19 protein-coding genes and 1 riboswitch are annotated in these 21,841 nt (G+C 68.7%); of the genes, 8 read left to right on the top strand and 11 right to left on the bottom strand.

Annotated elements, in window-relative coordinates:
- The first annotated feature begins 222 nt into the window (after positions 1-222).
- From H7J86_RS02465 to H7J86_RS02435, 7 genes are all read left to right on the top strand, one after another.
- Entirely contained in the window at positions 223-1,593 is a 1,371-nt protein-coding gene (locus H7J86_RS02465; protein ID WP_090361560.1) for a hemolysin family protein, read from the top strand.
- Positions 1,586-2,635 (top strand): hemolysin family protein, encoded by a 1,050-nt coding sequence (locus H7J86_RS02460; protein ID WP_267289178.1) that lies wholly within the window; start codon positions 1,586-1,588, stop codon positions 2,633-2,635. The genes H7J86_RS02465 and H7J86_RS02460 overlap by 8 nt, the downstream gene beginning before the upstream one ends.
- A complete protein-coding gene (locus H7J86_RS02455; protein WP_267289176.1) occupies positions 2,628-3,512 on the top strand; it encodes a 3-methyladenine DNA glycosylase in 885 nt (294 codons plus the stop codon). Before H7J86_RS02460 ends, H7J86_RS02455 begins: the two co-directional genes overlap by 8 nt.
- Positions 3,509-4,696 carry a lipase family protein gene (locus tag H7J86_RS02450; RefSeq protein ID WP_267289174.1) on the top strand — a complete coding sequence of 396 codons (1,188 nt, stop codon included), beginning with the start codon at positions 3,509-3,511 and terminating at the stop codon, positions 4,694-4,696. Before H7J86_RS02455 ends, H7J86_RS02450 begins: the two co-directional genes overlap by 4 nt.
- A gap of 86 nt (positions 4,697-4,782) precedes the next feature.
- A complete protein-coding gene (locus H7J86_RS02445) occupies positions 4,783-6,147 on the top strand; it encodes an alpha/beta hydrolase (RefSeq protein WP_267289172.1) in 1,365 nt (454 codons plus the stop codon).
- Between the two features lie 93 nt (positions 6,148-6,240).
- Complete coding sequence (locus H7J86_RS02440; RefSeq protein WP_267289170.1) at positions 6,241-8,439, top strand: malate synthase G; 2,199 nt, start codon at positions 6,241-6,243, stop codon at positions 8,437-8,439.
- A gap of 85 nt (positions 8,440-8,524) precedes the next feature.
- Entirely contained in the window at positions 8,525-10,507 is a 1,983-nt protein-coding gene (locus H7J86_RS02435; protein WP_267289168.1) for a vWA domain-containing protein, read from the top strand.
- On the opposite strand, the gene H7J86_RS02430 is transcribed toward H7J86_RS02435, so the two are convergent.
- The 3 genes from H7J86_RS02430 to H7J86_RS02420 form a co-directional block, all read right to left on the bottom strand.
- Positions 10,504-11,370, bottom strand: a complete 867-nt coding sequence (locus H7J86_RS02430; protein ID WP_267289166.1) for an alpha/beta fold hydrolase — start codon at positions 11,368-11,370, stop codon at positions 10,504-10,506. The genes H7J86_RS02435 and H7J86_RS02430 overlap by 4 nt on opposite strands.
- A gap of 40 nt (positions 11,371-11,410) precedes the next feature.
- On the bottom strand, positions 11,411-14,344 hold the full coding sequence (gcvP, locus tag H7J86_RS02425) for an aminomethyl-transferring glycine dehydrogenase (RefSeq protein WP_372517209.1): 2,934 nt from the start codon (positions 14,342-14,344) through the stop codon (positions 11,411-11,413).
- A 39-nt stretch (positions 14,345-14,383) separates the two neighbouring features.
- A riboswitch (glycine riboswitch) is annotated at positions 14,384-14,482 on the bottom strand.
- Positions 14,483-14,495: 13 nt separating this feature from the next.
- Positions 14,496-15,128, bottom strand: coding sequence for a MerR family transcriptional regulator (locus H7J86_RS02420; RefSeq protein ID WP_090360913.1), 633 nt, complete (start codon positions 15,126-15,128; stop codon positions 14,496-14,498).
- 334 nt (positions 15,129-15,462) lie between these two features.
- Here H7J86_RS02420 and H7J86_RS02415 point away from each other — a divergent pair, with 334 nt between their 5' ends.
- The gene (locus tag H7J86_RS02415; protein WP_267289165.1) at positions 15,463-16,728 is read left to right on the top strand and encodes a YeeE/YedE thiosulfate transporter family protein; all 1,266 of its coding nucleotides are present in this window, start codon (positions 15,463-15,465) and stop codon (positions 16,726-16,728) included.
- A gap of 18 nt (positions 16,729-16,746) precedes the next feature.
- On the opposite strand, the gene H7J86_RS02410 is transcribed toward H7J86_RS02415, so the two are convergent.
- From H7J86_RS02410 to H7J86_RS02375, 8 genes are all read right to left on the bottom strand, one after another.
- Entirely contained in the window at positions 16,747-17,241 is a 495-nt protein-coding gene (locus H7J86_RS02410; protein ID WP_090360918.1) for a bifunctional nuclease family protein, read from the bottom strand.
- A gap of 46 nt (positions 17,242-17,287) precedes the next feature.
- A complete protein-coding gene (gene ftsR / locus H7J86_RS02405; protein WP_170847374.1) occupies positions 17,288-18,031 on the bottom strand; it encodes a transcriptional regulator FtsR in 744 nt (247 codons plus the stop codon).
- A gap of 20 nt (positions 18,032-18,051) precedes the next feature.
- The gene (gene garA, locus H7J86_RS02400) at positions 18,052-18,516 is read right to left on the bottom strand and encodes a glycogen accumulation regulator GarA (protein WP_090360921.1); all 465 of its coding nucleotides are present in this window, start codon (positions 18,514-18,516) and stop codon (positions 18,052-18,054) included.
- A gap of 221 nt (positions 18,517-18,737) precedes the next feature.
- Positions 18,738-19,133: a glycine cleavage system protein GcvH gene (gcvH, locus tag H7J86_RS02395; RefSeq protein ID WP_090360924.1), complete on the bottom strand. Its 396-nt coding sequence runs from the start codon at positions 19,131-19,133 to the stop codon at positions 18,738-18,740.
- A 36-nt stretch (positions 19,134-19,169) separates the two neighbouring features.
- A complete protein-coding gene (locus tag H7J86_RS02390) occupies positions 19,170-19,949 on the bottom strand; it encodes a DUF881 domain-containing protein (protein ID WP_267289164.1) in 780 nt (259 codons plus the stop codon).
- Positions 19,946-20,278 carry a small basic family protein gene (locus H7J86_RS02385; RefSeq protein ID WP_090360930.1) on the bottom strand — a complete coding sequence of 111 codons (333 nt, stop codon included), beginning with the start codon at positions 20,276-20,278 and terminating at the stop codon, positions 19,946-19,948. Before H7J86_RS02385 ends, H7J86_RS02390 begins: the two co-directional genes overlap by 4 nt.
- A 26-nt stretch (positions 20,279-20,304) precedes the next feature.
- On the bottom strand, positions 20,305-21,210 hold the full coding sequence (locus tag H7J86_RS02380; protein WP_090360933.1) for a DUF881 domain-containing protein: 906 nt from the start codon (positions 21,208-21,210) through the stop codon (positions 20,305-20,307).
- On the bottom strand, positions 21,203-21,841 hold the full coding sequence (locus H7J86_RS02375; RefSeq protein ID WP_267289162.1) for a CDP-alcohol phosphatidyltransferase family protein: 639 nt from the start codon (positions 21,839-21,841) through the stop codon (positions 21,203-21,205). Before H7J86_RS02375 ends, H7J86_RS02380 begins: the two co-directional genes overlap by 8 nt.

The raw sequence follows: 21,841 nt of genomic DNA, 5'->3' as shown, positions 1-21,841 counted from the left end.
CGCGGGCAGGGCACGCTACCATTGAGTCTTCCCGGCGCAATGCACAGTGCTGCGCCGATTTAGCGAAAGGGATCCCGTGCCACAGGCACCCGTGGAAGCCCACGGTCTCGACATGGGCTCGGGGGTTCCCGGGGCTCCAGACCCCGCCGGCGAATCCGGTGACGCCGACCCCTCCACTAGTCGGCCGGGCGCGTGGCCCGGCCTCAGTACGGTGAGATCGCGATGAGTCCCACCATCACGTTGTTGTCCCTGCTCGCGTTCATCGCGCTGACGGCCGGCACCGCGCTGTTCGTGGCGGCCGAGTTCTCCCTCACCGCGCTGGAGCGCAGCACCGTCGAGGAAAACGCCCGCACCGGCGGCCGGCGTGACGAGTTCATCCGCAAGGCCCATCGCACGCTGTCGTTCCAGCTGTCCGGTGCGCAGCTCGGTATCTCGATCACCACGCTGGCCACCGGTTACCTGGCCGAACCGGTCGTCGCCCGGCTGCTGCACGCCCCGCTCGCGGCGATCCGGATTCCCGCCGGAATGATCGACGGCATCGCGCTGGCGCTGGCGCTGCTGATCGCCACCTCCGTGTCGATGATCTTCGGCGAGCTGGTGCCCAAGAACCTCGCCGTCGCCAAGCCGTTGCCGACCGCACGCTTCGCCGCCGCCCCGCAGTGGTACTTCGCCAAAGCCCTGACCCCGGTGATAAACGCGACCAACGGCACCGCCAACTGGATCCTGCGCCGGCTCGGTATCGAACCGGCCGAGGAGCTGCGCTCGGCGCGCTCCCCGCAGGAACTCGTGTCGCTGGTACGCAACTCGGCGCGCAGTGGCTCGCTGGACCAGGACACCGCCTTGCTGGTCGACCGTTCCCTGCAATTCGGTGAGCGGTCGGCCGAAGAGCTGATGACCCCGCGCCAGTTGATCGAGACACTGGAAGCCGACGACACGGTGGCCGATCTCGTCGAGGCCGCGATGCGCACCGGGCACTCGAGATTCCCGATCGTCGAGGGTGACCTCGACCAGACCATCGGCATGGTGCACGTGAAGCAGATCTTCGAGGTGCCCCCGGGCGAACGAGCCGGTACCCGGCTCGCCACCTTGGCGCTCCCGGTGCCGACCGTCCCGTCCACCCTCGACGGTGACGCGGTGATGACCCAGATCCGCGCCAACGGCCTGCAGACCGCGATGGTGGTCGACGAATACGGTGGCACCGCAGGCATGGTCACCGTCGAAGACCTCATCGAGGAGATCGTCGGCGACGTCCGCGACGAACACGATGACGCCACCCCGGACGTGGTGCACGTGCGCACCGGATGGCAGGTGTCCGGCCTGCTGCGCATCGACGAGGTCGACTCGGAGACACCGTTCCGGGCCGCCGACGGCGACTACGAAACCATCGGCGGACTCGTACTGCAGGAACTGGGCCGCATCCCCGAAGTCGGCGACACCGTCGAGTTGCGCGCCTTCGATCCCGACAGCGTGGACGAACCGGTGCTCTGGCAGGCCACGGTGCTGCGGATGGACGGTCGACGGATCGACCTTCTCGAACTGACCGAACTGGGCCCCAAGGACGACACCGGAAACCGGGAGCCGCGCCATGGGTGATCTGCTTGCCGTCGTCCTCACCGTGCTGTTGCTGGGCGCCAACGCCTTCTTCGTGGGCGCCGAGTTCGCGCTGATCTCAGCCCGCCGTGACCGCCTGGAGGCGCTCGCCGAGCAGGGCAAGAAACGTGCGGTCACCGTGATGCACGCCGCGGAGAACCTGTCGCTGATGCTGGCGGGCGCGCAGCTGGGCATCACCATCTGCTCGATCCTGCTGGGCCGGGTGGGCGAGCCCGCCGTCGCGCACCTGCTGGAGAAACCGTTCACGCTGTTGGGCGTCGATGAGGCGGTGCTGCACACCGTTTCGTTCGTGGTGGCGCTGGCCGTGGTGGTGACCCTGCACGTGCTGCTCGGTGAGATGGTGCCGAAGAACATCGCGATCGCCGGGCCGGAGACGGCGGCGATGCTGCTCGTGCCGCCGTACCTGGCCTACATCCGGCTGGCCAAACCGTTCATCGCGTTCTACAACTGGGCGGCCAACACCACGCTGCGCACGCTCGGCGTGGAACCCAAGGACGAACTCGACGTCGCGGTGTCGACCGTCGAACTGTCGGCGATGATCGCCGAGTCCCGCTCCGAGGGTCTGCTCGACCACGAGGAGCACACGCGGCTCACCCGGGCCCTGCAGATCAGCAACCGCGTCATCGCCGATATCGCCATCCCGCTCAGCCGGATCCGCGCGATACCGGTGGCCGCCCCGGGATCCGGACCCACCGTGGGAGCGGTGCAGAGCGCGCTCGCCGAGACAGGCTATTCGCGCTTCCCGGTGACCGACCCCAGCGGGACCGTGCTCGGCTATCTGCACATCAAGGACGTGCTGGCGCTGATCGACGATCCGGACGCGGTGCTCGACGCGTCGATGGTGCGCCCGCTCATCAAGATGCCGGCCTCGCTGTCGGTGCCCGAAGCGCTGTCCCGGATGCGCCGCAACAAGAGCCATCTGGCCCTGGTCACGGTCGAGGACAGGATCACCGCGGTGGTGGCGCTGGAGGATCTGGTCGAGGACCTGGTCGGGACCGTGCGCGACGGAACCCACCGTGTCTGATGTGCTCGACGAGGCCGAATGGACTGCGCGCGAACGCCGGCACACCGACCGGGTCGACCGGCTGCTCGGCCCGCACCGCACCAGGGCACAGACCGGCCAGAGTCATCCGGTGTGGGATTTCCTGTTCACCTACTACAGCTTCCGGCCGCGTCAGCTGGCCCGATGGCATCCGGGGTATGGGACCGCACTCGACGGTGCGGCCGCCGGGAAATTCCTCCGGCGCACCGGGTACCGGCAGGCCGGGTCCGCGGTCGCGCTGAGCGCAGATGTCCTCGCGTCACGTCTGGGCACCGTCACCTTCATCGCCGATCTGTTGACCGCCACCGCGGACCGGCCGGCCCGGCTCAACTGTTTCGGGATGCACGAGTGGGCCATGGTGTATCGCAGCCGGGAGGTCCGCCACAACGGCGTCCCGCTTCGCTTGGACCCCCACCACACCGATCAGGTGCTGGAGTCGATGCCGTTGCGCTGCAGCCATTTCGACGCCTACCGGTTCTTCACCGACGCGGCCGTGGGACGCAACGCCGAACAGCTCAGCCGGGACGCGCAGCTGCGGCACGAGCAGCCGGGGTGTGTGCACGCCAACATGGATTTGTACAAGTGGTGCTACAAGCTCGGCCCGCTGGTCCCGTCGGAGATGCTGATGGACTGCTTCGAGCTCGCGTGTACGGCCCGGCTGCTGGACATGCGGGCCAGTCCGTATGACCTGACCGGGTACGGAATCACGCCGATCCGCATCGAGACCGCTTCCGGCAGAACCGATTACGTCCGACACCAGCAGGAGGTGGCCCGGCTGGCCGCCGAACTGCGGACGGCCTTGCGCGACCACTGCCGCGGGATGATCTCGGGCGACCGGGTGGAAAGGGTGCCGGGGTGAGGCGTACCCGCACGGCCGTGGCCGTGCTGATATCGGCGACCTTGCTGCTGGCCGGTTGCGGGCATCCGGCGCCCGCAGCCAAGCCGACACCGACGTTCGGCCCTGCACTGCCGGGTGATTTCGGCGGTTCCGGCCCGGGCACCCTGGTGTCGGCCAACACGCTGTCGAACCTCGATCCGGTGCTGCGCGAGAAGACCGCGCTCGCGGCCCGCATCGTGTACACCTCCACATCCGGTGTCGGCGACACCGGGGTGAACGTGTCCGGCACCGTCCTGGTGCCCAAAGGCACTGCGCCTCAGGGTGGCTGGCCGATCCTGGTGGTGGGCCACCCCAACACCGGCAGCGAGACCGAATGCGCGCCATCATGGTCCCCGACGCTGCGCGGTCTGGCGCCGACGGCCGAGACCTTCGTCGATGCCGGATACGTCGTCGCGGTGCCGGACTACCAGGGTCTCGGACTGGAGGGCTCTCCGCATCCATTCCTGGATTCGACCACCGCCGGCTACAACGTGATGGACGCGGTGCGCGCCACCGAGAAACTCGTGCCGGGCACCTCCGGACGCTGGGCCGGCTACGGGACCGGACAGGGCGGCCAGGCGGTATGGGCGGCCGACGAACTCGCGGCCGACTACGGCCTCGGCGGACAGTTGGTGGGCGTGGTGGCCGTGGCGCCCACCGCCGCCATCGAGGGTCTGGCCGACAGCGCTGCGGCGGGCAGCCTCACCAAAGACCAGATGCTGACCCTGCACCAATACCTGTCCGCGCTGGCCAACCAGTACAACGATTTCCACATCGACGACTACCGCCGCGGCGTGGTCAAGGCCGACTGGGACGCGCTCAGCGGCTGCACCGGCGGGTCGTCGGCGGAACGTACCAAGGTCATCTCGGAGATGACCCCGGACGATCTGCGCCCGGCCACCACCGACGCCGCGGACGCGTTGCGCGCCTATCTGAAGAAGACCTCGCTGCCGCAGGGACCCATCGCGGCACCGATGCTGGTGGTACCCGATGGGCCCGATGCGTTGATTCCGCAGGCGTGGACCGATCGCGCCCTGGCCCGCGCATGTGGGATAGGCGACACCGTGATGTTCGGCACACGCGCCCAGGCCGACCCCGCCCAGGCACTCGGTTGGCTTGCCGATCGTTTCAATTCGGTTGCCGCCCAAAATGAATGCCCACAGTAAACACCGAGCGACATCACAGCAGATCCGATGCCGGTGCACCGGCTGCTGCGCAAACCCTGTCGCTTTGCCGGGCTACCTTGGGCTAGGTGAATGACCTGCCTTTGACCCACGGATGGCTGCCGATCGTGATCCAGGCAGTCGCGGTGTTGGTCATCGTCGTCGTCATCTGGCGAACGCCGAGCAGGTTCTGGCTGCACTGGATCCTGCTCGGAATCACCTGCGGCGCCGCGCTGGCGGGCCTGACGTACTGGTTCATCCACTCCCAGGCCCTGGCCGACGGGCCCGCCGTTCCGGCGCTGTGGGTGTGGGTGGCCGCGACCGGCCTGGTGGTGGTGCTGGCGATCACCAACTGGCGCACCACCCGATGGGGCCGTCGTAGCGCCGCCCTGGCCGCCATCCCCCTGTGCGTGCTGTGCGTCGCGATGACCGTCAACGCATGGACGGGCTACCTTCCGACGGTCGGCGCCATGGCCGATCGGGTGACCGGAGCGCACCTACCCAACGAGGTCGACGAGGCGACGGTGCAGGACATGCTTCGCCGCGGGGAACGGCCGACGGCGGGAATCGTGGTCTCGGTCAAGATTCCCGACGACGCCTCCGGTTTCCGGCACCGCGACGAACTGGTCTATCTGCCACCCGCCTGGTTCGCCAGCAACCCTCCCCCGGCGCTGCCCGCCATCGTGATGGCCGGCGGCGAATTCGGGACGCCACGTGACTGGCCGACCACCGGCGAGGCCAGGGCCACCGCCGACGCCTTTGCCGACAAGCACGGCGGCAACGCGCCGATCCTCGTGTTCGTCGACACCAGCGGCGAATTCATCAACGACACGGAATGCGTCAACGGACCGCGCGGCAACGCGGCCGACCACCTGATCAAGGGTGTCGTGCCCTACGTCGTCGCCCATTTCGGCGCCAGACCACAAGCGGCGCACTGGGGTTTCGCCGGCTGGTCCGCCGGGGGCACCTGCGCGCTGACCACGACGCTGATGCACCCGGACATGTTCTCCACGTTCCTGGACATCGACGGCCAGATGGGACCCAATGCCGGCTCCAAGACGCAGACCGTGGCGCGGCTGTTCGGCAGTGACCTCGACGCCTACCTGGCTTTCGATCCGCAGACGGTGATGGCCCGGCACGGCCCATACGACGGTGTCGCGGCCTGGTTCGCGGTATCCGGGCCGGGGCAGCCGACGTACCGCCCGTCCGCGGTGACGGACACGCCGACCGCTCCGGTCGACCCGGACTCCCTCGATACCGAGCACGACGCCGTGGCGCAGCACCTGTGCTCGATGGCCGGCGGCTACGGCATCGAGTGCGCCGTGGTGCCCGGAAACGGTGGTCACAGCTTCACCACCGCGGCCCGGGTGTTCGCCGATGCACTGCCCTGGCTGGCCGGCCGGCTGGGAACGCCGGACGTTCCCGCCGTCGCCCTCCCCGGTGCTCCGCGATGACACCGGCGGTGTGACCACGGACTCAACGCAGGTCCTGCTTCTCTGGGTGCGGTTACTCACGGGTAAACTCGATCGACGTTTAAGGGAGGAAATATGACCGAGCGCGTGACCGTCGGGAATCTTCGGGTTGCCAAGGTGCTGCACGATTTCATCACCAACGAGGCGCTGCCCGGCACCGGAGTAGATCCCGACAGCTTCTGGGCCGGCGTCGACAAGGTCGTCACCGACCTGGCGCCGAAGAACCAGGATCTGCTGGCCCGTCGCGACGACCTGCAGGCGCAGATCGACAAGTGGCACCGCGCCCGGCTGATCGGCGAGTTCGACGCCGCCGGCTACAAGGCTTTCCTCGCCGAAATCGGTTATCTGCAGCCCGAACCCGCGGACTTCACCATCACCACCTCCGGGGTGGACACCGAGATCACCAGCACCGCCGGCCCGCAGCTGGTGGTGCCGATCCTCAACGCCCGGTTCGCGCTGAACGCCGCCAACGCCCGCTGGGGCTCCCTGTACGACGCGCTGTACGGCACCGATGTGATCAGTGAGGACGACGGCGCCGAGAAGGGCACCGGTTACAACCGCGTTCGCGGTGACAAGGTCATCGCCTACGCCCGCAACTTCCTCGATCAGGCCGTGCCGCTGGCGTCGGGCTCGTGGTCGGAGATCACGGGGCTCAAGATCGACGACGAGCACCAACTCGAGGCGACCCTCGGCGACGGCCTCTCGGTCGGCCTGGCCAACGCCGACCAGTTCGTCGGCTACACCGGTGAACTGGGTTCGCCGTCGTGGTCGGTGCTGCTGGTCAACCACGGCCTGCACATCGAGATCCTGGTGGACCCCGAATCGCCCGTCGGTTCCACCGACGCGGCCGGCATCAAGGATGTCGTGCTGGAGTCGGCGATCACCACGATCATGGACTTCGAGGACTCGGTGGCCGCCGTCGACGCCGACGACAAGGTGCTCGGGTACCGCAACTGGCTGGGGCTCAATCGCGGCGACCTGGCCGAAGAGGTGAGCAAGGGCGGCAAGTCCTTCACCCGCGTGCTGAACCCGGACCGCACCTTCACCCGCCCCGACGGTGCCGGCGAGTTGTCGCTGCCCGGGCGCAGCCTGCTGTTCGTCCGCAACGTGGGCCACCTGATGACCAATGACGCGATCGTCGATGCCGAGGGCAACGAGATCCCAGAAGGCATCCAGGACGCGTTGTTCACCGGTCTGATCGCCGTCCACGGCCTGAAGTCCTCGGACGAGAACGGACCACATCTCAACAGCCGCACCGGCTCGGTGTACATCGTCAAGCCCAAGATGCACGGGCCCGACGAGGTCGCGTTCACCTGCGAGCTGTTCAGCCGCGTCGAGGACGTGCTGGGCCTGCCGCAGGCCACCCTCAAAGTGGGCATCATGGACGAGGAACGCCGCACGACGCTCAACCTCAAGGCGTGTATCCAGGCGGCGGCCAACCGGGTGGTGTTCATCAACACCGGTTTCCTGGACCGCACCGGCGACGAGATCCACACCTCGATGGAGGCCGGCCCGATGATCCGCAAGGGCGCCATGAAGTCCCAGCCGTGGATCAAGGCCTACGAGGACGCCAACGTCGACACCGGCCTGGCCACCGGGCTGTCCGGCCGGGCCCAGATCGGCAAGGGTATGTGGGCCATGACCGACCTGATGGCCGATATGGTCGAGCAGAAGATCGGCCAGCCCAAGGCGGGCGCCACCACCGCGTGGGTGCCCTCCCCGACCGCAGCCACCCTGCACGCCATGCACTACCACGAGGTGGACGTCTACGCGGTGCAGGCCGAGCTCAAGGGCAAGACCCGGGCCACCATCGACGAGCTGCTGACCATCCCGCTGTCGGGCGAGCTGGCCTGGGCCCCGGAGGAGATCCGCGAGGAGGTCGACAACAACTGCCAGTCCATCCTCGGCTACGTGGTGCGCTGGATCGACGCCGGCGTCGGCTGCTCCAAGGTGCCCGACATCCACAACGTCGCTCTGATGGAGGACCGCGCCACGCTGCGCATCTCCAGCCAGCTGCTGGCCAACTGGCTGCGCCACGCTGTCATCACCGAAGAGGATGTGAAGGCCAGCCTGCGCCGGATGGCCGCCATCGTCGACGAGCAGAACGCCGGTGACGCCGACTACCTGCCGATGGCCCCGGACCCGGATGCCAGTATTGCCTTCCAGGCCGCTCAGGAGCTCGTGCTGTCCGGCTGCCAGCAGCCCAACGGCTATACCGAACCGATCCTGCACCGGCGCCGCCGCGAGTTCAAAGCCCGCGCTGCCAGTTCGTGATTCGATAGCGGCTTGCCCCGGAAGACTTTTCGGGGCAAGCGACGCGACGGGTAGCCGATCGACACGACGAGTACAAAGGTGAGGGATGGGCAGGCACAGCATTCCCGGACCGGACGATTCCGCCGACGACTACCAGGACCCCGGACGGCGGGACTCCGGACCCGTCGAGCCCGACGCGTCACCGCTGGGCAGGTTCGGGTACGAGGACGAGACCGGTGACGGCGGGGCTGCCCCGGGTGACGGCTTCTTCGCCGGCGGCCCGGGCGAGCCCGACGAGCCACCCACCCGTGCGCTGACGACGACGGGCTCGCAGCGCACCTGGGACTCCGGCGAATGGACCGGTAGCCACCGGGCCATCACACCCGGCCGGCGCAAGGTGAGCCCGGCCGTGATCGCCGCCCTGGTCGCCGTCGTCGTCGTGGTCGGAGCCTTCATCCTGTGGCGCTTCTTCGGCGACGCGCTGTCCAGCCGCAGTCAGCAGGCCGCGGCCCGGTGCGTGGAGGGCGAGGTCACCGTCGCGGTACTGGCTGATCCCACGATCGCCGATCAGGTGCGCACACTGGCCGACGCCTACAGCAAGACCGCCGCCCCGGTGGGCGACAAATGTGTGAAGGTCGCGGTGAAGCCGGCCGATTCCGACGCCGTCGTCAACGGCTTCGTCGGGCAGTGGCCCGGCGACCTCGGCGAGCGCCCGGCCTTGTGGATCCCGGCCAGCTCGGTATCGGAGGCCCGGCTGGAGAGTGCGGCAGGGGCCAAGACGGTGAGCAACAGCCGCCCGTTGGTCACCTCCCCTGTCCTGCTGGCGATCCGCCCGGAACTCAAAGCGGCCCTGTCCCAGCAGAACTGGTCGACGCTTCCGGCACTGCAGAACAACCCGTCCGGGCTGGACGAGCTGAACCTCCCCGGGTGGGGCGCACTCAAGTTGGCGCTTCCGCTGACGGGCAACGCCGACGCCACCTACCTGGCCGCGGAAGCCGTCGCGGCCGCCTCGGCACCGCAGGGTGCGCCGGCCACCGCCGGGGTGGGTGCGGTGCACACGCTGCTCGCCGGTCAGCCCAAGCTCGCCGATACGAATGCCACCACCGCGTTGGATGCGCTCGTGAACGCCGCCGACCCGGCCGGTGCCCCCGTGCACGCCGTGGTCACCACCGAACAGCAGTTGTTCAAGCGCGGCGCCGACCTGCCCGACGCGGCGCAGAAACTCGGCTCCTGGACACCCCCGGGACCGGCGGCGGTCGCGGACTATCCGGCGGTGCTGCTCGGCGGTGACTGGTTGTCGCAGGAGCAGATCAGCGCGGCCAGCGAATTCGACCGCTTCATGCGCAAACCGGACCAACTGGCCGAATTCGCCAAGGCCGGTTTCCGCGCCGAGGGCGCACCGGCCCCGCAGAGCCCGGTGACCGATTTCGCACCCGTGGCCCAGCCGCTGTCGGTCGGCGACAGCCAGACCAGGGCCACCATGGCTGCCGGGATCAGCGCACCCGCCCAGGGCCAGACCGTGACGATCATGCTGGACCAGTCGATGAACACCGACGAGGGCGGCAAGAGCAGGCTGGCCAATGTGACCAGCGCACTCGATGCGCGACTGCAGGCGCTGCCCGCCGGCTCGGCCGTCGGCTTGTGGACCTTCGACGGCGTGGCGGGCCGGTCGGAGGTCAGTACCGGACCTCTCTCCGACCCCGTCGCCGGCCAGCCCCGCTCGGCCGTCCTCAAATCCAGCCTGGAGGGGCAGACCGCATCCGGTGGCGGCGCAGTGTCGTTCACCACGCTGCGCCTGGTCTACGGGGAGGCGCTGTCCGCATTCCGGGACGGCCAGCCCAATTCGGTCCTGGTGATCACCGCCGGACCGCACACCGACCAGAGTCTGGACGGCTCCGGTCTGGTCGACTACATCAAGGGCGCCGCCAACCCGGCGAGGCCGGTCGCGGTGAACGTCATCGATTTCGGCTCCGACTCCGATCGCGCCACCTGGGAGGCCGTCGCCCAGGCCAGCGGTGGCCAGTATCAGAACGTGCCCAACTCCGCCGGCCCCGAGTTGGCGGCCGCAGTCGCCTCGGCCCTGGGCTAGGGAGCAAGCAGGTCGAGCGCGCTGCGGGCGAACAACTCCGGCACCTCGACCTGTGGGTAGTGCCCGACACCGGGCAGTTCGGTGACCCGCGCGGCGGGCCGCAGCTCACGCAGGCCGTCGAGCACATTGACGGTGGCCACCGGGTCCTGCAACCCCCAGAGGAAACTCAGCGGTTTCGGCCAGTCGGCAACTGCGCCGTGCCAGCGCCGGGCGTATCGCACCCGCTCGTCGAGGTAGGCGCAGAGCAGATGGGCGATGCGGTGACCGTCGTTGTAGGACAACAGCTCCCATTGCGCCCGGGCCTCGTCGGGGCTCAGCGGATGGGCCGCGCTGAACAGCCTGGCGAAACCACGGGTGAAACCGGACCGGTTGGTCAGCCGGGACACCAACGGCCCCAACGGGCCACGCAGCAGTTTCTGGGCCGGACGCAGGCTGGCGCGCTCGAGAATGACGCTGCCGTTGGTGAGCACCGCTCGCTGCAGATCGAACGGCAGCGCCCCCTCCATGTCGCGGGCCAGCAGTTCGGTGGCCACCGAGGTGCCCATATCGTGGGCGATCAGCACCACCGGACCGGTCGTGGTCGCCGCGACGACCCGCTCGACCAGGTCGGCCTGCTCGAACAACGAGTAGCGATGCGGGTGCGGCTTGTCCGACAGACCGAACCCGAGAAAGTCCAGCGTCACCCAGGCCCGGCCACCCAGGTGTCCGACGACCTCCCGGTAGTCGAACGAGCTGGACGGAAAGCCGTGCAGCAGCAGGACGGTCGGGCCGGTACCGGGTGCCGATCGGACGAAGATCCGGCCGGCCCGGGTGTCCAGTAACCGGCCGCCCTCACGCCACTGGGCGACGGTCGGCGACAACATGCGCTATCCGTCCTCCCGTCGCTACGCTCGCCGCCTCAGGCTAGGCGAACGCCTCGACGGGCGGGCAGGAACACACCAGGTTGCGGTCACCGTAGGCGGCATCGATGCGCCGCACCGGCGGCCACACCTTGGGCCGGAAGCCCTTGCCGAGCGGGTAGGCCGCCTGTTCCCTGGTGTAAGGGTGCGACCACTGCTCGGTCAGCAGGCATTCCGCGGTGTGCGGGGCGCCGCGCAGCGGGTTGTCGTCCGCGGGCCACACCCCCGAACCGACCTTGTCGATCTCGGCGCGGATGGCGATCATGGCGTCGCAGAAGGCGTCCACCTCGGCCAGGTTCTCGCTCTCGGTGGGCTCCACCATCAGCGTCCCGGCGACCGGGAAGCTCATGGTCGGGGCGTGGAAACCGAAGTCGGCCAACCGCTTCGCCACGTCGTCGACGGTGACGCCGGTGGTCTTGGTGATCGTGGTGAGATCCAGGATGCACTCGTGGGCCACCATGCCGTTCTCCCCGGTGTAGAGCACCGGGTAGTACTCGTCGAGCCGGCGGGCGATGTAGTTGGCCGAGGCGATCGCGGTCAGCGACGCCTTGCGCAGGCCCACACCGCCCATCATCCGGATGTAGGCCCAGGTGATCGGCAGGATCGAGGCCGACCCGTACGGTGCGGCCGACACGGTCAGCTCGTCACCGAGCTCGGCAGCCAGGGGATGTCCGGGCAGGTACGGCGCCAGGTGCGAACGCACCGCGACCGGCCCCACGCCGGGGCCCCCGCCGCCGTGCGGGATACAGAACGTCTTGTGCAGGTTCAGGTGACTGACATCGCCGCCGAACCTGCCCGGCCGGGCCAACCCGACCAGGGCGTTGAGGTTCGCGCCGTCGATGTACACCTGGCCGCCGGCGTCATGGGTGGCCGCGCAGATCTCGGCCACATCGTGTTCGTACACGCCGTGCGTCGAGGGGTACGTGATCATCAGGGCCGCAAGGTTTTCCGCGTGCTGGGCGATCTTGGCGCGCAGGTCGTCGAGGTCCACGTCACCGTTGCCGCGGCAGGCCACCACCACCACCCGCATACCCGCGAGCGCCGCCGAGGCCGCGTTCGTGCCGTGCGCACTGGACGGGATGAGGCACACGTCGCGCTGTGCCTGGCCCCGCTCGGCGTGATAGGCCTGGATGGCCAACAGGCCGGCGTACTCCCCCTGCGACCCGGCATTGGGCTGCAACGAGATCTCGTCGTAGCCGGTGACAGCCGTGAGCCAGTCCTGCAGATCGGCGATCAGCCTGCGCAGGCCGGGGGTGTCCGACGCCGGCGAAAAGGGATGCTGGCGCGCGAATTCCGGCCAGGTGATGGGTTCCATCTCCGCGGTCGCGTTGAGCTTCATGGTGCACGAGCCGAGCGGGATCATGGTGCGATCCAGGGCCAGGTCCTTGTCGGCGAGGCTGCGCAGGTAGCGCATCATCGCCGTCTCGGTGCGGTACGTCGTGAAGGCCGGGTGGGTCAGGAATTCCGTCGTGCGGGTGGCGATATCGGCTGCGCCTGGCTCGGCGGCCGGCACGCCGAATGACTCCAGCACCGCGGCGACGTGCGCCTCGGTGGTGACCTCGTCGCAGGCGACCGACACGTGGTCGGCGTCCACCCGCCACAGATTGATCCCTCGGTCCTTGGCCGCGGCCACGATCTCGTCGGCGCGGCCCGGCACCCGGGCCAGCACGGTGTCGAAGAAGTCCGGGTGCACCAGCGCCTCGCCCAGACCGGCGGCGATCGCGGAGGCCCGGCCGTGCACGCGGCGCGCGATGGCGGTGAGCCCGTCGGCGCCGTGGTAGCTGGCATACATGGCGGCCATCACCGCCAGCAACACCTGAGCGGTACAGATGTTGCTGGTGGCCTTGTCCCGGCGGATGTGCTGCTCGCGGGTCTGCAGGGAGAGCCGGTATGCCGCGTTCCCGTCCACGTCCTGCGAGACACCGACGAGGCGCCCGGGCAGCTGGCGAGCGTGCTTGGTGTGCACCGCGAGATAACCGGCGTGCGGGCCGCCGAAGCCCATCGGCACCCCGAATCGCTGGGTGGTGCCGAAGGCGACGTCAGCGCCGATCTCGCCGGGCGGGGCGATCAGGGTGAGCGCCAGCAGATCCGCCCCGACCGCGACCAGGGCGCCACGGTCGTGGGCCTCGGTCACCAGCGCGGTCCAGTCCCGCACCGCACCGCTGGCCCCCGGCTGCTGCACGATGACACCGAAGAAATCGCCGTCGGGCAGACCGTGCTGCAGGTCGGCGGTGACGATCTCGATGCCGAGCGGCCGGGCGCGGGTGGCCAGCACCGCCGCGGTCTGCGGGTAGACATCGGCATCGACGAGAAGTCGGGTGGCCGAGCCTTTCACCGCGCGGTGCATCAGCGTCATGGCCTCGGCGGCGGCGGTGCCCTCGTCGAGCATCGATGCGTTCGCCACGTCCAGCCCGGTCAGATCGCTGACCATGGTCTGGAAGTTGAGCAGTGCTTCGAGGCGGCCCTGACTGATCTCCGGCTGATACGGCGTGTACGCGGTGTACCAGGCCGGGTTTTCAAGAATGTTGCGGCGCAACACCGGTGGGGTGAAGGTGTCGAAGTAGCCCTGCCCGATCATCGACACGGCCACGGTATTGGAGTCGGCCAGCGCACGCAGTTCGGCGAGGGACTCCTCCTCGGTGGCGGGTGCGGGTAGCTGATCCAGCCCTGGCGCCAGCCCGTCCGCGCTCACCGCGTCGAGAATGCCGGCCGGCAGCGCCAAGCCGGCGAGTTCGTCCAGTGAGCCGACACCGATGACGTCCAGCATCGTGGCGATGGCGGCGGCGTCGGGTCCGATATGGCGATCGGCGAAGCCGAAGTGGTCGATAGACACGAGATCTCCCCTGGGTCGAGGGCGCAGGCGGGCGCGTAAAACCGCGTCCTCTCCCTCTGTCGGGGCGCCTGAGAGATTCGGCGGCGGCTCGCTGCCTTTCCCCATGGGCGGATGCGCAGGGCGCACCACTTTCCAGAGGCATCGGGGCCATGCGCGGTCCGGGGTGCCTGAGAGGTTGACGGAGAGGTATTGCTCCTTCGGCGTCCGTGACTGGCCGTCACGGAACTCTCCCGCACAAGGGCGATGCCCCGACAGCTTAGCCGATCTTGCGGTCGCGGCTCTTTCGCCGGGAAGCCAGTTCGTCCTCGGGGGCGGCGATCGACTCGCCGCCGTCGGCGCGTTCGCCCGGGAAGTCGGCGATGGCGCCGGTCAGTTCCCGCATGGCACCCGAGACCGCGATACCGAACACACCCTGACCACCCTGGAGGAGGTCGACGACCTCTTCGGCGGAGGTGCACTCGTAGACGGTGGTGCCGTCGGAGAACAGCGTGATGTTGGCCAGATCCTGCACACCGCGCTGACGCAGATGATCGACCGCGACGCGGATGTTGTGCAGGGAGATGCCGGTGTCGAGCAGGCGCTTGACGATCTTCAGGACCAGGATGTCCTTGAAGGAGTACAACCGCTGGCTGCCGGAACCGGCCGCACCGCGGATGGAGGGCACCACCAGCGAGGTGCGGGCCCAGTAGTCGAGCTGGCGGTAGGTGATACCCGCGATCTGGCAGGCGCTCGGACCGCGGTAGCCGACCAGCTCATCCGGTACCGAATCATCCGGGAACAGGCCACCCTGCACGGGTTCGCTGACGCTGCCGCTCACCGCCGGCACGGGGTCGCCACTGGTGGACAGATCCAACTCCCCCTGATGTGGCGTGCGTGGCGTGTCGCCCACAATCCATCCTCTCCGCCGATCGATTCCGGCCCCATGACCTGCACAGCGTCACGTTTGCCCAGTTTCGAATGTGTCGAGCATACGCTCAACACGCTCCTGTCACTGCTCGTCGTGTCAAAGTATGGCTGCCCGTTTCACAGTCGGCCCACACACGGCCCGCGTGTCGACGTCACGAGACGTATCCGTGATCTGGGCGACTCGCATGTGCCTCACCGACTTAGCGGGCGGCGACCCGGTGCGACGTCACAATGACACCGTGATACCCCGTGGGGTATCACGGAGATATGCCCGTTTTCCCGCACCACTCACCGTCGGCCGCGATCGGTGTCCGGCCATGAGCGGGGTCACCGCGCCTCTCGGAGTTGCTCTGCCGATCGGAGCCGCCTTCGGCATGGTCGCCGGGCTCTGGGGAATCGGTAACCCTGAGACCGTCATTCGCGCCGCCCGGTTGGTCGACCGGTTGTTACTGGGCTGCTTCTTGTTCGTCACGGCGGTGGGCGCGGTAGTGCTCTACGGCCTGCACGCACTGGGAGTGCCCATGCACTTCGCGCCGAAGCCGCTCTACGTCTTCGGTGTCATCGCAGGTGGCGTGCTGTTCGGCACCGGGGCGGCGATCAGCGGGTACTTCCCGGGCACCGCGCTGATCGCGCTGGGCGAAGGTCGGCGAGACGCGCTGGCCGCGGTCCCCGGCGGGTTGCTCGGAGCGGCGGCGTGGACGGCACTGTTCGGAACACCGGTCGGCCAGTGGCTGACGACGACCGCGAACTACGGCGGCCTGGTCGCGGGCGGATACCTGAATGCGCAGGCCACCGGCCGAATGCTGGCGGTCGCGGTCGGCTACGCGGCGCTGGCCTTCATGCTGCTGAAGTATCTGCCGCGGTTTCGCGGGGGGCAGCGGTGTTGCCTTCGTGAGCTCGGCGGGGCGACGCCCTCCGCATTCGAGCGCCGCATGATGCGCGACACCATCGCCTATCTCTACGAGGGCACGAAAGAACGGCCGGGCCGTCGCAGGCCGTGGTTCGAGCGGGTCTACCGCGCTCAGGTGGCGCACCCGGCCTTCTTCACCCGCACGATCGCCGTGGTCGCCACGGGAGTGGCCGCGCTCGTGGTGTTGTCGATATTTCTGCGCCAGCCGTTCGGCCAGTCCACCACCTACTCGTGGGTGGTCGGCGAGTTGTTCATGCCCCACTTCGCGTACTCACACCAGGTGATCCGCAGTATCGGCTGGGAACCGCTAAGCGACCTCGGAGTTCTGATCGGGGCCTTCCTCACGGCCAGGTTCCTCAGTGGCCGGTTCACCGCGTTCCGGCCGGTCGTCCCGCCGTCCTGGCGACACCGCTTCGGGCCGGGGCGCACCACGCGAGCGGCCGCGGTGTTCGTCGGCTCGTTCCTGACGTTGTTCGGCGCCAGGATGGCCGGCGGATGCACGAGCGGACACACCCTCAGCGGCGGTATCCAACTGTCGGTGAGCGCCTGGCTGTTCACCGCCTCGATGCTCGCGGCGATGGTCATCACCGCCCGACTCGTCTACCGGAATGCGGACTGGTCGATCACCCCGGAGACAGAAGACCACGCCGTGGGCAGCACGACCGGGTCCTAGGGAGTGCCCGGGTGGCGCCTAGGTGGCCTTGAAGTCGTCGGGCGACACGCTGTCGAGGAACTCCTTGAACTTCTCGACCTCGTCCTCGCGCACCGCGCCGGTGGGCTCTTCGTCGCTCTCGTCCGGGATCAGCAGTCCGGCCTCGGCCAGCACGGCTTCCTCGACGTAGATCGGGACGCCCACCCGCAGCGCGATGGCCACCGAGTCCGAGGGACGCGCCGAGACCTTGATATCCCGATCGAAGATCAGGTCGGCGTAGAAGGTGCCCTCCTGCAGATCGACGATGCGCACCTCTTTGAGCGAATGCCCAAGCGCAGCAATCAGATCCCGGATCAGATCATGGGTCAGCGGTCGTGTCGGCTCCACACCCTGCTGCTCGAGGGCGATGGCGGCCGCCTCGGACTGCCCGATCCAGATCGGCAGGTAACGGTCGCCATTGGACTCACGCAGCAGCAGCACAGGCTGATTCTGAGGTTGCTCAACGCGAATACCGACTACCCGAACCTCACCCATCTGCGTCTGCCCTCCATGACGATGTCGCCACCGAAAAGTCTAGTCCTCAGCGGTCGAGAACGTCGCGCACAGCCGACTTGATCAGCGACGTGTGCAACGTGATCGCGAGTGCGGCCACCTCGCGGGCCAGGTCATCGGCCCGGTCCCGGGCACCCGCGTTACCCGCGGCCGCCACCGGACCCGCGATCTGCGCGATCAGATCGGACTGCCGGTCGGCGGCCGACCGGAAGGCCCGTAGATGCCGCGGCTCGACTCCGTAATCAGCCAAGGCCCGCGCGCACTGGGCGATCAGCACGGAGTGCTCGTCGAAGAACCCCGCCGGGCCGGGCCGGATGATGCCGGCCGTCACCAGCGCCGCCAGCAGCGCGCCATCCACTCCGGAGCGGGCCAGCAGGTCCTCACGGCTGAGCCGGACCTGCGCCGGGGCGACCGCGGCGGCCACCTGTTCGGAATCGGCGGCGGTCGCCGCCTGCACGGCCACCGCCAAACGCGGTACCGCGTAAGCGGTTCCGCCGGAAGGCAGCTCACCGTCGGGCAGCGCGTCGAGCTGAGCCTTGATCACCTTCAGCGGCAGGTACTGATCCCGCTGCGCGGTCAGGATGAAGCGCAGGCGGGCGCAGTCGTATGCAGTGAACCGCCGGTACCCGGCCGCCGAGCGGTCCGGTGTGACCAGACCCTCGGCCTCAAGGAACCTGATCTTCGAGATGGTCACATCGGGGAAGTCGGGACGCAGCAGGTCGAGGACCGCTCCGATCGACATCCCGGTGAATCCCGGGTCCGGCTGGCTCATCTGCTCGTCGGGTGAGGGTCTCAGGCGTCGTCGGACTTGGGTCCGGTCAGGAACACCAGCCTGAACTTGCCGATCTGCACCTCGTCGCCGTTGGCCAGCACCGCCGAATCGACGGGCTCGCGGTTGACGTAGGTGCCGTTGAGGCTGCCGACGTCGACGACCTGGAACTCGCCGGTTTCCAGGCGGAACTCGGCATGGCGGCGGCTGACCGTCACGTCATCGAGGAAGATGTCGCTGTCGGGGTGGCGGCCCGCCGAGGTGGTGGGCTGGTCGAGCAGGAAGCGCGAGCCCGCATTGGGGCCGCGCTTGACGACCAGTAGCGCCGACCCGGCGGGAAGTCCCTCGACCCCCGACACCGAGCTGTCGCTGCTCGTCGCCGCCGGGGCATCCAGTTCGTTGAGGAAATCAGCGCGGAAAACCGAGGTCGTCTCCACGGTCACTTCGTCGGACGTCTGGTCGGCCCCGGTGTTGCTGTTCTCCGTCACCCGCTGCTCCTCTGCTGGCTGCTGTGGCGTGTTACACGGTGGCCGGGCGTTGCTTCCCAGCCGTGTCGCGTCGCGTCAAACTTCATTGTCGACCGTACCGCGCCGTGCGACCTGTTGGGTCCACCACGGCCGGATCCGGTCACGCGGACCTGGCCACGCCGATGTGTGCCTGTTGATGCCCGTCGGTCGTCTGGACCGACGGGCGAAACCCTAACAACTCGCTACTCGGACACGTTGCTTCGGTAGGCATCCGCGTCGAGCAACTCGGCCAAACCGCTGGCCAGAGCGGCGGCGTCGACCTCGAGTTCGACCAGCCAGCCGGCGCCGTAGGGATCGGAGTTGACCAGCTCGGGGCTGCCCTCCAGGTCGCCGTTCACCGCAACGACTTTCGCGGTCAGCGGGGCGTAGAGATCCGACAGCGATTTGGTCGACTCGACCTCACCGAAAGACTCGCCCGCGGTCACGTCGGCGCCGACCTCGGGCAGCTGCACGAAGACCACGTCACCGAGCGCCGACTGCGCGTAGTCGGTGATCCCGACCCGGACGGTGGTGTCACCGGTGCGCTGCACCCACTCGTGCTCGGTCGTGTACTGCAGGTCGGCTGGGATGTCGCTCACGGCGCTCCTTCGGTGCGGGCTGGTGGCGGGTACTGCTCATTTGACTGGCTGAGCGTATTGGCGTGGTTTCGGTTGTCGCAAGGCGGTCACGTCGACACGGTCGGATTGGGAGACCGTCATGGTGCCACCGACCCGCTCCACGCTGTCGATCGCGCCACCCGGAATGTTCAGCGCGGCGGCCAGGGTCGGTGGATCACCAATGGCCAGAACCGAATACGGCGGGCTCACGGTGGTGCTGTCGATGATCAACGCCCCGGGCGCTCCCACCACCCAGGTGTCCACACCCACCCGCACCGATCCGTTTCCCGCCTGCCCTCCGCCGCCGACCTGCATGGCCTCGGCGCCCGCGGCTCGTAATTCGTTGATCACGTCGAGCATGGTTTCCGGTGACACACCGCGCGCCGCGTCGTCGATGGTGATGCTCACACCGGGCCCGGTCGCGGCGACCGTGCCGATGAGGATGGACAGCGCCGCCAGCCGCGCCTGCGCGTTCTCGATGGCGGCCTGATCGCTGCTGCCGGACGCCTGCAACGACGACAGCGTCCGCTGCAGATCGCCGACCTCGGTGTTCAGTGCGGCCTCGCGCTGCTGCAGAGAATCGAGCAGCACCAGTAGATCCGCGGGCCGCGCCGTTTCCAGGGAATCACCCGACTCCGTCTGGCGCACCTGCGTGACAATCGCCACACCGAGGAGCAGCACCAGCAGCGCGGCCAGCGCACCGAACATCCGTTGCGAGCGGGTGCGGCGTCTGGGCGGCTCGGCACCGGGCGCCCGCTCGTGGCGTCCGTGTTCGGGTTGCTCGGCCGCCACGGTCATGCCCCGAACAGCCGGCGCCGCAGCGCGGCCGCATTGCCGAAGATGCGGATACCGAGCACCACGATGATCGCGGTGGACAGCTGGGTACCGACGCCGAGTTGATCACCGACGAAGACGATGAGCGCGGCCACCAGCACGTTGAACACGAACGACACGACGAACACCTTCGCGTCGAAGATCCGCTCCAGATAGGCGCGCATACCACCGAACACCGCGTCCAGCGCCGCCACCACCGCGATGGGCAGATACGGCTGGATCGCTTCCGGAACGCTGGGGTGGAACACCAGGCCCAGCACGATGCCGACGGCGAGTGCGGCGATTCCGATCATGGCTGTCCCTGGTTCGATCGCATGTTCTAGGGCCCAATCTGCTTGGCGAAGCGGAGCTCTCGGACCGAGCTGGCTGCGACGGTGAGCGCTTCTCCGGTACTGACCGTAACGCCGACACCGTAGGACTTCTCCAGCAACGCGAGCCGCTGCCGGCCCGTGCTGTGACCGAACGCCTCCTGCATCGCATGCGGCGGCCCGATCGCGATGACGGTGTACGGGCTGCCGATGGGCTGGTTGTCGACCAGGATGCCGCCGCCGGCCTGCCGAATGGTGACGTTCGGCCCGATCCGCACACCCCCCACCGCGATGGCTTCGGCGCCGCTGACCCACAACGAGTTCACCACCAATTGCAGATCGCGGTCCAGGATGACCTGCTGGCTGCCCGCCACCCGCTGCTTGGACACATCGGTGAGGTCGCGGGACACGCCCGGATCGGTGACGACCACCGTCACACCCGGTCCGATGACCGGGGTCGCGGCCGCCGCGAACGAATCCCGGTCCAGGTCGGCGAGCAACGCGCGGCCACGCTCGTCACCGGCCAGCCGGCTGCGACGCTCCCCCTCCACCCGCGAGGTGAGCGCGTCACGGCCGGCGGCCAGTGCGTCGGTACGGGATTCGGCGGCCCGGACGCTGCCGGAGAGGACCTGCTGGGCGGCCCGATTCGCCGGGGCCGCCGTCTGTGCCTGCGCCACCGCCACCGCGAACACCGTCGCCACGCCCAGACCGGCCAGCAACTGCCACGCCCAGTCCATTCGGCGGGTGCCGCCCTCGGCGCGCCGGCGGGCGGCCGCCGCGTAGCCGGGGTCGAGATGATCCGACAGCAGCGACCGCAGCAGCGAGGGGACCGGGATGCGTTGCGGCGCACCCGCTTCGTGGGTGTTGAGCCCCACGTGCGGCTCATACCCGCCGAGCGAGCGCGACGCCTCAGCCACGCCGGACCACCAGGACGACCTGGAACAGGTAGAGCACGGCCGACCACAGGTACAGGGCCATTCCCCAGATCAGGAAGGCCCATCCGATGGCCAGGATCACCCGGCTCCACAAGGCGTCGAACTGGCCGAGCAGCACCAGCGGAAAGCCCGACATGAGGGCGAAGGTGGCCGCCTTGCCGATATAGGTGACGGGCAGGGCGGTGAGACCGTACCGGCGCAGCACCGGCAAGGTCGCGGCCAGCATCAGGTCGCGGCCGATGAGCGTGACGACGAACCACCAGGGCACCACGCCGGCAGCGGCCAAGGCCAGTGGCGTCACCAGCATGTAGATGCGGTCCACCGCGGGGTCGAGCAACTCCCCCAGCCGCGACGACTGGTTGTCGAACAGGCGGGCGATCTTGCCGTCGGCCCAGTCGGAGAAGCCGCTGAACATCAGGACCGCCACCGCGAATCCGTTGGCGTGCAGCACCAGAAGCAGGTACAGGAACACCGGCACGAGGGCCAACCGCAGCACGCTCAGGGCGTTCGGGATCGTCAGTACCCGGTCCGAGCCTGCCGGCCGAGCGCTTTCCCGGGTCGCTTCACCGTCCCCCGCACGCGGGAGGTGCCCCTTGCCCTCCGGTGCCCCCAT

The organism is Mycobacterium hackensackense, assembly GCF_025822555.1.
Lineage (GTDB): Bacteria > Actinomycetota > Actinomycetes > Mycobacteriales > Mycobacteriaceae > Mycobacterium > Mycobacterium fluoranthenivorans.
The sequence above is the reverse complement of the archived record's forward strand: the minus strand, read 5'-3'. Positions and strand labels throughout refer to the sequence as shown.

What these genes read in the sequence shown, in the direction of transcription:
- H7J86_RS02465 (WP_090361560.1), top strand. Translation starts at nt 223, where the DNA reads ATGAGTCCCACCATCACGTTGTTGTCCCTGCTCGCGTTCATCGCGCTG.
- H7J86_RS02460 (WP_267289178.1), top strand. Translation starts at nt 1,586, where the DNA reads ATGGGTGATCTGCTTGCCGTCGTCCTCACCGTGCTGTTGCTGGGCGCC.
- H7J86_RS02440 (WP_267289170.1), top strand. Translation starts at nt 6,241, where the DNA reads ATGACCGAGCGCGTGACCGTCGGGAATCTTCGGGTTGCCAAGGTGCTG.
- H7J86_RS02435 (WP_267289168.1), top strand. Translation starts at nt 8,525, where the DNA reads ATGGGCAGGCACAGCATTCCCGGACCGGACGATTCCGCCGACGACTAC.
- H7J86_RS02430 (WP_267289166.1), bottom strand. Translation starts at nt 11,370, where the DNA reads ATGTTGTCGCCGACCGTCGCCCAGTGGCGTGAGGGCGGCCGGTTACTG.
- gcvP (WP_372517209.1), bottom strand. Translation starts at nt 14,344, where the DNA reads ATGGGGAAAGGCAGCGAGCCGCCGCCGAATCTCTCAGGCGCCCCGACA.
- H7J86_RS02415 (WP_267289165.1), top strand. Translation starts at nt 15,463, where the DNA reads ATGAGCGGGGTCACCGCGCCTCTCGGAGTTGCTCTGCCGATCGGAGCC.
- H7J86_RS02410 (WP_090360918.1), bottom strand. Translation starts at nt 17,241, where the DNA reads ATGGGTGAGGTTCGGGTAGTCGGTATTCGCGTTGAGCAACCTCAGAAT.
- ftsR (WP_170847374.1), bottom strand. Translation starts at nt 18,031, where the DNA reads ATGAGCCAGCCGGACCCGGGATTCACCGGGATGTCGATCGGAGCGGTC.
- H7J86_RS02390 (WP_267289164.1), bottom strand. Translation starts at nt 19,949, where the DNA reads ATGACCGTGGCGGCCGAGCAACCCGAACACGGACGCCACGAGCGGGCG.
- H7J86_RS02385 (WP_090360930.1), bottom strand. Translation starts at nt 20,278, where the DNA reads ATGATCGGAATCGCCGCACTCGCCGTCGGCATCGTGCTGGGCCTGGTG.
- H7J86_RS02375 (WP_267289162.1), bottom strand. Translation starts at nt 21,841, where the DNA reads ATGGGGGCACCGGAGGGCAAGGGGCACCTCCCGCGTGCGGGGGACGGT.